This window comes from Bacillus sp. DHT2 (genome assembly GCF_026241455.1).
Classification (GTDB): Bacteria; Bacillota; Bacilli; order Bacillales; family Bacillaceae_G; genus Bacillus_A; species Bacillus_A pseudomycoides.
Map to the genome: position 1 here is coordinate 39,531 of NZ_JAPHWH010000022.1, position 9,272 is coordinate 48,802.

General features: G+C 35.1%; 9 protein-coding genes and 3 pseudogenes. 4 read left to right on the forward strand and 8 right to left on the reverse strand.

Annotation, left to right across the window (positions count from 1 at the left end; translation table 11 throughout):
- Window positions 1-119: 119 nt before the first annotated feature.
- Window positions 120-1,253, reverse strand: a complete 1,134-nt coding sequence (locus tag ORL93_RS28620) for an aminotransferase class V-fold PLP-dependent enzyme (protein WP_265960136.1) — start codon at window positions 1,251-1,253, stop codon at window positions 120-122.
- Window positions 1,250-1,603, reverse strand: a complete 354-nt coding sequence (locus ORL93_RS28625; RefSeq protein ID WP_265960137.1) for a hypothetical protein — start codon at window positions 1,601-1,603, stop codon at window positions 1,250-1,252. The genes ORL93_RS28620 and ORL93_RS28625 overlap by 4 nt, the downstream gene beginning before the upstream one ends.
- Window positions 1,604-1,954: 351 nt before the next feature.
- Between ORL93_RS28625 and ORL93_RS28630 the strand changes: the two genes are divergently transcribed.
- Window positions 1,955-3,292 carry an amino acid permease gene (locus ORL93_RS28630; RefSeq protein WP_097795877.1) on the forward strand — a complete coding sequence of 446 codons (1,338 nt, stop codon included), beginning with the start codon at window positions 1,955-1,957 and terminating at the stop codon, window positions 3,290-3,292.
- 287 nt (window positions 3,293-3,579) lie between these two features.
- Here the strand turns inward: ORL93_RS28630 and arsC are convergent, their stop codons facing one another.
- The 4 genes from arsC to arsR form a co-directional block, all read right to left on the reverse strand.
- Window positions 3,580-3,984, reverse strand: coding sequence for an arsenate reductase (thioredoxin) (gene arsC / locus ORL93_RS28635; RefSeq protein ID WP_097795752.1), 405 nt, complete (start codon window positions 3,982-3,984; stop codon window positions 3,580-3,582).
- 42 nt (window positions 3,985-4,026) lie between these two features.
- Window positions 4,027-5,052: an ACR3 family arsenite efflux transporter gene (gene arsB / locus ORL93_RS28640; protein WP_097795753.1), complete on the reverse strand. Its 1,026-nt coding sequence runs from the start codon at window positions 5,050-5,052 to the stop codon at window positions 4,027-4,029.
- A gap of 18 nt (window positions 5,053-5,070) precedes the next feature.
- The gene (locus ORL93_RS28645) at window positions 5,071-5,508 is read right to left on the reverse strand and encodes an ArsI/CadI family heavy metal resistance metalloenzyme (protein WP_097795754.1); all 438 of its coding nucleotides are present in this window, start codon (window positions 5,506-5,508) and stop codon (window positions 5,071-5,073) included.
- A 62-nt stretch (window positions 5,509-5,570) separates the two neighbouring features.
- Window positions 5,571-5,879, reverse strand: coding sequence for an arsenical resistance operon transcriptional regulator ArsR (gene arsR, locus ORL93_RS28650; protein ID WP_097795755.1), 309 nt, complete (start codon window positions 5,877-5,879; stop codon window positions 5,571-5,573).
- A 630-nt stretch (window positions 5,880-6,509) separates the two neighbouring features.
- On the opposite strand from arsR, the gene ORL93_RS28655 reads away from it, so the two are divergent.
- The 3 genes and pseudogenes from ORL93_RS28655 to ORL93_RS28665 all read left to right on the forward strand — a co-directional run bounded on the left by ORL93_RS28655 (window position 6,510) and on the right by ORL93_RS28665 (window position 8,547).
- Window positions 6,510-7,406, forward strand: a complete 897-nt coding sequence (locus tag ORL93_RS28655) for a mechanosensitive ion channel family protein (protein ID WP_097795756.1) — start codon at window positions 6,510-6,512, stop codon at window positions 7,404-7,406.
- A gap of 443 nt (window positions 7,407-7,849) precedes the next feature.
- Window positions 7,850-8,038 (forward strand): annotated as a pseudogene (locus ORL93_RS28660) (DUF4158 domain-containing protein); the annotation flags it as partial.
- An 84-nt stretch (window positions 8,039-8,122) separates the two neighbouring features.
- Window positions 8,123-8,547: pseudogene (locus tag ORL93_RS28665) on the forward strand (DDE-type integrase/transposase/recombinase).
- 202 nt (window positions 8,548-8,749) lie between these two features.
- Here the strand turns inward: ORL93_RS28665 and ORL93_RS28670 are convergent.
- Both ORL93_RS28670 and ORL93_RS28675 read right to left on the reverse strand, forming a co-directional pair.
- Window positions 8,750-8,890, reverse strand: coding sequence for a hypothetical protein (locus tag ORL93_RS28670; protein ID WP_167535700.1), 141 nt, complete (start codon window positions 8,888-8,890; stop codon window positions 8,750-8,752).
- A 73-nt stretch (window positions 8,891-8,963) separates the two neighbouring features.
- A pseudogene (locus ORL93_RS28675) lies at window positions 8,964-9,272 on the reverse strand (Rpn family recombination-promoting nuclease/putative transposase); the annotation flags it as partial.

The following is a 9,272-nucleotide window of genomic DNA, read 5'->3' on the forward strand; positions in this document are numbered from 1 at the left end:
AGTATCAGTATGTCCAAGATTTAGAGATTACGTGCAATTATCTTGAAGTTTTCGCACCAGAACCGATCGTTATGTATTGTGTGGGTCCGCAATTCAGGCTTGCTGGAGTAAATATTTGTTTAACCCCTATTTTTTAAGATTACAAGTTCATCTATTGCACATTTTATTTCATTTTTAAGGGTATAGAAATGAGGGGCAATTCTTATAACATCTTTTCTTGCAGAAACAATAATATTTTTATCTCTTAACATCGCTTCCACTTTTGATGCATTTTCAACATGAAAAGACATCAGACTCGTCCTATTATCAATAGATTGTGGTCCAATGAGATGCAGTCCTTTTTCTTGTCCATAATGTATGGTGAATTGGGTTAGCTCTTTTAAATAGGTTTCAATATTACTTATCCCAACCTCAAGTAACAATTTTAGTGCCTCATAAGCCGCATATATACTTATAAAAGAAGGTGTACCTGTTTCAAATCGACGAGCCCCCATTGCAAAAACAGGATTATAAATGTCAAAAGAAGATGCTTGCTCTTGTCCACGCCATCCAGTAACTCTTGGTTTCAATTGCTCTGCTAGTTCTTTTTTTATATACAAAAACGCTACGCCGGGAATACCTAACATGTATTTACGAGTTCCCGTTGCTAATATATCAATCTCCATCTCTTTCACATCAATCGGAATATGTCCTGCTGATTGGTAAGCATCGACGAATAAAAGCGAGCCTTTTCTATGCGCAATCTCAGCAATCTCTCTAACGTTTTGTTTATATCCGTTGTAATAATTTACATGGGGAATACATGTAATAAGCGTATCAGTTGTTATTTCTTTTTCATATTGTTCCAGAGATATTTCCCCATTGGAAGAACGAATAACGGAAACATTATCCTTAAATTGTTCTTGTGCAAACCATATATGACCGACAGTTGGAAAATCTATATCCGTAAATATGATTTTATTTTTCTCTTGCTGATAAGGAAGGGAAGCTGCAATAGCAGAAATAGCATCAGAAACAGAACATAATACAGCAACCTCACCTGTTTCGGCTCCAATAAGTTCAGCAAATTTCACCCTAGTCTCATCCACTTTACTTATTGCTTCATTCCAATTACTCCCTGACAGAAGTAGACTATTATGATATTCCTCAATAGCTTTTGAAACAGACTTTGCTAATGCACCTTGGGAACAACTGGCTAGGTGTGTGTGGGTAGCTAATATAGGAAATAATGAGCGATAAAAATCATGGTTCAATTCTTTTCCCCCTTTTCTTCAAACAAAATAATTCTGTGTGTAAATTTTAAAATCCTTCCTCCACTAAAGAAAACGAAATCCAGCGTTTTTTTATCGGTGATTTTTAATAAAGTGAAACTTCCATCAGTGGGGGTTTTCTTCATCCCCCACTGATGGTTAGTTGAACCAATCGGGCTTTTATGGGCAGTTATCCCCCACCTATCTTCTTTGCTTTTCTCCAAATCTTGAGGTAGGGGTCTTACTGCCCACGAATAGCGGGATAAAATCATGACAAAAATCCGATAATAAAAAAGAGGTGATTTTGATGAGAAAATGGAATGAACAGGCAGCACCAAATAATAATTTGCCATCCAGCACAATTCGGTCATCTGAACTCCTGTTAGGAAAGAAAGCAGACCATGAATTTTCAGAGGAACTTTCCGATGGTGGAGAAAGAGATAAAAACATTCAAATACTCAAAAATAGTTCTAAATAGAAAAAAATAGTGGCGATGAAAAAATCGCCACTATTTTTTTCTTTGTACACCATATTCTCTCGAAAATACGTTTCAAAATTATATGCCCAAATCAAAAAGATTATTGTATAGTTTAAATATTAGTTCGCCTAAGAAGAACTATGCAGCAGTTAGTGATGTTCCTCAATCACTTTCGAGAAAAAGATATTAACTTTGTTTCATTACTTATTATAAGGGGGGATTAGACATGGCACAACAAAGCCTGAAGCGTGAGCTGCAACCACGCCACATTAGACTTATGGCGATAGGCGGGATGATTGGGACAGGAATTTTCAAAGGAAGTGCAGATACGATTTCAGCTGCAGGACCTGGTATCGTTTTTTCTTATTTATTTGCAGGGTTTCTCCTTCTCATTGTTATGAGCGCAATAGCGGAAATGGCTATTGCTTATCCGGGTTTAAATATTCAAGGGATGATTCAAAAAGCTTTCGATTCTCGTTTCGCCTTTGTTGTTGGTTGGCTCTACTGGATCGACTGGATTTTAGTTATTATTGTTGAAGTTTTGGCAGGGGGTAGCTTTTTACAATACTGGATTCCATCCGCTCCCTTATGGCTGCTTAGTTTAGCATGTACGGTGCTTCTTCTATTTATCAACTTGATTAGCGTCAAACTTTACGGTGAAATAGAGTTTTGGCTTGCAAGTGTCAAAATTATTACTCTGGTTTTATTTATTTTGCTTGGTTTTGCTTTATTATTTGGCTTCATTCCAAATCATGAAGCAGCGTATTTCACAAACTATACAAGTCACGGCGGATTCTTTCCAAAAGGATGGGGAAGTATTTTCACAGCACTCTTAATAGTTGTCTTTTCTTTTGGAGGCTCAGAATTAATCGGATTAACTGTAACAGAAACGAAAAACGTGGAACAGACGCTTCCTAAAGTAGTAAAAGGGGTCATGTTCCGAGTAGTTTTATTTTACACATTACCTATTCTCATCATCACTGGACTTATCCCTTGGGACGAAGTAGGAAAGCAAGGCAGTCCTTTCGTGCAGGTTTTCTCTGCAACCGGATTACAAGGTGTAGCACATATTATGAACTTCATTTTATTGACCGCTGTGCTGTCGGCTGCTAATTCAGGAATGTATGCTACTTCTCGCATTTTGTACTCTCTGGCACAAAATAACGAGGCTCCGGCTTTATTCTCGCGTCTTACTAAGCGCGGTGTTCCTGTCTGGGGAGTTCTTGTCAGTTGCACTGGTTTATTAATTGGATCTTTTATCGCCTTCCTTACACCAGAGCATGTCTTTGGCTATTTGATGTCTATCCCGGGCTTTACTGTTTTGCTCATTTGGACTAGCATTTGCCTTGCACAATTTAAGTTGCGTAAACAGTATTCTAAAATGCCGTATTTTCGCGTGTGGTTATTTCCTTACAGTACTTTGTTTGCTGCAGCTGCCTTGGCAATTATTTTTATTTTCTTCTTGTTCAATGCAGGCAATATAATTAACTCTATTGTATGCGCAAGTATTCTTATCCTTTTATCCGTCCTATCCATTTTGGTTGGTAGAAAGGAATCGAAATAAAAATCTTCAGCTAAAAAGGGATGCTGCCGCATGCCCATCAAGCTAAGATTTTCAGAAACCTCCCATAACAAAAATTTTACCTTTTCACAGTTATTCATAAGAGTTCGGCTCATTTTTTCTTTTTTTGGGCCTTTATTTTTCTTAAGTTGATGGGTATGGGGTAGCACCAACAAAACGCGAATTTCGTACGCTAAGCAAAATTTCATAAAGAAAAAGCCAATTTCCTGTACGTTAAAGGAATAATCGGCTTTTTTCTTTAGTACGAGATTTTAATAATTAAAGGATTATTATTTACCGGTTTCAGCAAATTCCTTAATACGAGATTGAATTTCATCACGGACACGTTGAAATTCAGACCATTCCTTTCCAGCTGGATCATCAAATCCCCAATGAACACGAGGAACATGTGGTGGTGTAGCTGGACAGATAGAATCTGCATGACTACAAAGGGTTACTACTAAATCAGCATTGCTTAAGATATGTGAATCAATGATGTCTGATGTTTGATTTGTGATATCGATATCTACTTCTTTCATAGCTTTGATAGCATTTGGATTGACCCCATGAGCTTCAATACCTGCAGAATATACATTCCATTTATCACCTAAATAATATTTTCCCCATCCTTCAGCCATTTGGCTTCGACATGAGTTTCCTGTGCATAAAAAGTAAATTGTTTTTTTATTTTCCATGTTGTTTTCCACCTTGGTTGTAAAATTTATTATTATTGTCCATTAAAAATATTTACGTCTAAACCAGAAAGCCACATTTACAAGTGCAATCATAACAGGCACTTCTACTAGTGGTCCGATAACAGCTGCGAATGCTGCACCAGAATGGATACCAAATACCCCAACTGCCACTGCAATAGCTAGTTCAAAGTTATTGCTCCCCGCGGTAAATGCAAGTGTTGTTGTAACCTGATAATTAGCACCGACTTTTCTCCCAATAAAGAAAGAAACAAAAAACATCACAATGAAGTATATTAATAATGGAATAGCTATTCTTACTACATCTAATGGTACACTGACAATCATTTCTCCTTTTAAAGAGAACATGATAATAATCGTAAATAATAGCGCAATTAGCGTAATTGGACTAATCTTAGGGATAAAGACTTTTTCATACCACTGTCTTCCTTTTAACTTTACTAATATAAAACGTGTTAACATACCAGCTAAGAATGGAATACCTAAGTATATAAACACTGATTTAGCTACTTCCGCCATTGTGATACTCACGACAGCTCCTTGTATACCGAGCCATTCAGGAATGACTGTTACAAACACATAGGCGTATACAGGGAAGAAAATCATTTGAAATACAGAGTTAAATGCCACCAGGCCTGCTGCATATTCTGTATCACCTTCTGCAAGATCATTCCATACAATGACCATGGCAATACAACGAGCTAAACCAATCATAATGAGTCCAACCATGTATTCTGGTTTATCAGGAAGAAAAATAATTGCTAGTACAAACATGAGAACAGGTCCAATAATCCAGTTTTGTACTAAAGATAGGATTAAAACCTTTACATCTTTAAAAACTCTGCCCATTTCTTCATATCGTACTTTCGCCAATGGTGGATACATCATTAAAATAAGACCAATTGCAAGTGGAACAGAAGTCGTTCCGACTTGCAGGTTATTAAGTCCATCTGCTAATCCAGGTAATGCAAATCCCAAACCAATACCAACAGCCATTGCAAGAAAAATCCATAGTGTTAAATATCGATCTAGAAAAGATAGATGTTTCATTTTATTTTCCTTTCTCTATTAACAGCAAGAATTTTTTTCCACTCCGTTAGGAGTTGTGCAGCATGTTGTATCTTCAATTTTATGGACAGCACTATCTGCTTTTGTATAAAAGAACTCCCACTCGTTACCATCTGGATCTGTTACCCAAAATTTATCTTGTACTGCATAACAACAAGTTGTATTCATCTCATCACGGGCAAAGAATCCTTCTTTTTCTAATCTTTCTTTATGAGTTGTAATTTCCTCAGCTGTTTCCACTTGAAAACCAAAATGGTTCACCTGATTTCCCTTAACCTCATCTTTTACATTGAGCGTGAAGTTAAGTCCTGGAACTTCTAATAAGAACTTTGCATAATCGACTTTCACTTTAACTGGTGATACACCAAATACTTTTTCATAAAACTCGACTGACTTCTCTAAATTCGTAACATTGATTCCTACGTGTACATATTTCATAACTAATTCCTCCTTACTGGCTTTATTAAATCAAAAAAAATTGATATAAAGGATGCGAAAAACTAGCAACAGCTACCTTTTCCAGTTTTTCTAAAAACACAACACAACTCTTCTGAAAGTAAACTATCTACTTCTTTATCATTTAAATCATAATAACTCCATGTTCCCTTTGTTTCTTTTATAATTAATCCTGCATCTAATAAAATTTTTAGGTGATAAGATAGCTTGGATTGAGGTATTTCAAATATCTCTGTTAAATCACATACACATGTTTTCCCTCGTTGGCAAAGCTCGTACATAATCTCCAAACGTCTTTGATCAGCTAATGCCTTAAATTTTTTTTCATATTGTTGGAACTGATGTGATTGCATCTTTATAATTCACTTCCTTTCATCAAGTTTTTTTGATATTAATAATAGTATATGTGAAGTTTCTTTTATAATGCAACTAATAAATCAATTTTTTTTGATTAAATAAAATTAAAGATATAAATTTTCAATTTACTTATCCGGTGTTAAAGTTCCAAAAACGACCGTTTAAGGAACTCTATTTAGTTCTAACAAAACTGAAAGAAATACGGTCAAAAACCAGTTCTAAAACTCATTACCAAAAACAAAGTTCCATAACAAACATTAAATGTCGTTTATGGAACTTTGTTAATGTACGGTAAAACCAAGTTTTTTAACTTAGAAATTCCTTAGCGTACGAAATTCGCGTTTAGTTGACGAGACCCCAGCATGACAAGAAAATACTTCAATCCAACATCCATTGAGCTACAGCCTACTTTAGGTGTGGATTTGAAATTATAAAAAAATTGCACCGTTATACCCCTTTAGATTATCTAAAGGGGTATATTTATAGTAAAAAGGAAAAGAACATCTGGATTTGAATAATTGATTAAGGAACTGTTGAGTGACAATAAGTTGTTTCGTTAAAGGGTCATATTGTTGAAGATGAACTGGGAATAAAAATCAAAAAAACATAGTTAAGGAAGTGGATGGATGAATTTATTAACCTTTACTGAGGAATTTTTAAATTATGTAAGGGAGTTTTTACTTTTAAGATTTATACTATTTGCTTTGATCCTCATGACTTTTTCCTTTGTCATAAACCGTATTATTGATTGGTTCTTTAGGAAGTCAAGCTTTTTTGATGAAGAAGTAGAACAGACGATTCAAAGTGTAATTCGATCAATTCTTAGGTATGGAATTTTAATCAGTCTTGTTTTTTTTCTAATTAGTCAATTTATAGATATAAAAGGTATTCTTGCAGGTGCAGGGATTGCCGGAGTTGTTGTCGGTTTTGCTGCACAACAGATGCTAAAAGATGTTATATTAGGGTTCGCAAGATTAACGGACAAAGAGTTTCGGGTCGGCGATTTTGTTACTTTTAACGGAACAAGTTCAGGTACCATTGAGGAAATCAGTATTCGCTTTATGCAAATTCGTGAATGGTCGGGAAAACTCCTTACCATCCCGCATGGAGAGATTAGAATGATACAAAATTTTAATAAAGGCTGGATGCGGGTGATTGAACGGATTACGGTAAGTTATCAGGAAGATCCTACAAGAATAAAGGAATTGTTAGAAAAATTATGTGTTATATGCAATGAAAAAATGGATCAAAGCCTATATAGGATAGAGGAAGAGGTTGTTGAATCATTTCACTATATTGGTGTTACAGACTTAAATCCAAATCTTAAATATGTTGGGTATGAATTTTGTATTGTAGGTTTGGTTAAACCTGAGGAGTATTTTGAAACTTCCAGGCAAGTAAGATTTGAACTAATGTCTATATTCCATGGGAATCAAGTACAAATGCCAGCAGCGAATATGTTCGTTCACACTGAAAAATTACAGTTGGAGAGCAACTTTCACCAAGTAGGTAAAGAAAACTAGCTGATGGGATATCCTAGGTCAGTTCATGAGATGTAATTGGAAATTATATTTAGAATTTGGGTTTGTAGACCGGCAGATTTCGATGAGCTTAAGGGGTTAAACAATTCCTCCTAAAAAAGTACCTTCCACACTCGGGCGCAATTCTGTAACAAGAATTGTGCTCATTCTTTATGTATCGGACATATTCTTGAATAACTAATTTCGGAAATAATGGAAATTCAAGATAGTTTGTTAGTGGAATAAGAAACATTAAATTAATCAAACTTTTTTATAAAAATCTCATATATAGCTAAAAAGAGTAACTCCATTTTAATCAACCTTTTTTCAAAATAGAGCTTTTGTAGTTGCTGTTAAATAAAGGTTTGTAACTTCATATTTATCAAACTTTATTTCAAAGCTACATTAGGCAAAGTATTTCCTTACATTTTAGAAAGGAGAAAAATATGTCCTCAAAACGTGCAAGAGAATTATTGACACTAGATCAACGCTTAGAGTTTGTATCCATTTCAGAACAAATTAGTGAGTATGAATTAGGAAGTTATTACACCTTGTCTCCACATGATATCGAAATTATTAAACGCTATCGTAGAGATCATAATAAGTTAGGGTTTGCTTTACAACTTTGGGCTCTGGTGCAAAAACTATAAGACTTATGTAACTAACCTCTGAAACTTGGACATACTGATACTAGTATTCTAAAAAAGGACGTGATCAGTATGGAAAAGAAAAATCTATTCAAGTGGAAACATTATCAGCCTGAACTGATCTTATTAACAGTAAGATGGTACCTGCGGTACAATTTGAGCTTTCGTAACCTGGTGGAAATGATGGAGGAAAGAGGATTATCGCTCACACAACCATTATGCGCTGGGTTCATCAATACGGACCTCAATTAGATATGCCTGAAGGCATATAACTAAGGCAAGTTAGATATCTCAATAACATAGTGGAACAAGATCATCGTTTTATTAAGAAACGTGTTCGTTCTATGTTAGGGTTCAAGTCTTTTGGCACAGCTACATCCATTCTTGCAGGAGTGGAAGCTATGCATATGATTAAAAAAGAACAGATTGATTTACGGAATCAGTCTGTCCAAAACCAGAAAGAATTCATCCATCGATTGTTTGGGCTTACAGCATAAAATAGAATTCCGTTAGAAATATATGAGCTATATTCTCTTTAATTTTATCTTTGTACCAGAACCCCGTTTTCTTAATTCACAAAATATTCGAAATTAAAATCTTCAAATGTTAATATTTGTTATATAATGAAGTTGTCAAACCAGTCATCAAATAGTGTCCCCTATGTTTCTGTTGAAATAGTTTGTTTGTCCCTTATTAACATTATCTCAAAAAGAACTTGTAGTGATTGGCTACAAGTTCTTTTTGTTCTTTTGATTGAGGTTTTCTATCAAGATAAAATGCATTTGTAATACTTTCAGCATCTTGGTCTGAAACATGTTTTGATAATGTCTGGATTAACAAAGGTCTTTCTTCTTTAAAATTCATAGTAAAAAGCTTTGCGAAACAATTCGCAAAGCTTTTGTAATAGTACGTATTATAATAGTAGTTTTCGTATTTCTTCTGTACTTAGACCAGTGAATTTCGCAATGTCTTCTAACGGCATACCGTTCTTATGCATACCACATATTAATTGAACTTTCCCTTGCTCAATGCCTTCTTCTCGTCCTTTTTGGATACCCTTTTGAAGTCCTTTTTGAATCCCTTTTTCTAAACCTTCCTCTAAGCCTTCTTCACGAGCGTGAGCCAGCTTAGCTTGTTCATCAAGAAGTAGCTTCTCGCGAGCCTCATAAGCTGTTCGGAAAGAGGAGTCATGGCTCATATTTTCCCATTTATTTATTGCTTT

Bases quoted from the DNA above. Each gene is read 5' to 3' on its own strand.
- ORL93_RS28625 (WP_265960137.1), bottom strand. From the start codon at position 1,603: ATGGCAAATTATTATTTGGTGCTGCCTGTTCATTCCATTTTCTCATCA.
- ORL93_RS28630 (WP_097795877.1), top strand. From the start codon at position 1,955: ATGGCACAACAAAGCCTGAAGCGTGAGCTGCAACCACGCCACATTAGA.
- arsC (WP_097795752.1), bottom strand. From the start codon at position 3,984: ATGGAAAATAAAAAAACAATTTACTTTTTATGCACAGGAAACTCATGT.
- arsB (WP_097795753.1), bottom strand. From the start codon at position 5,052: ATGAAACATCTATCTTTTCTAGATCGATATTTAACACTATGGATTTTT.
- ORL93_RS28645 (WP_097795754.1), bottom strand. From the start codon at position 5,508: ATGAAATATGTACACGTAGGAATCAATGTTACGAATTTAGAGAAGTCA.
- arsR (WP_097795755.1), bottom strand. From the start codon at position 5,879: ATGCAATCACATCAGTTCCAACAATATGAAAAAAAATTTAAGGCATTA.
- ORL93_RS28655 (WP_097795756.1), top strand. From the start codon at position 6,510: ATGAATTTATTAACCTTTACTGAGGAATTTTTAAATTATGTAAGGGAG.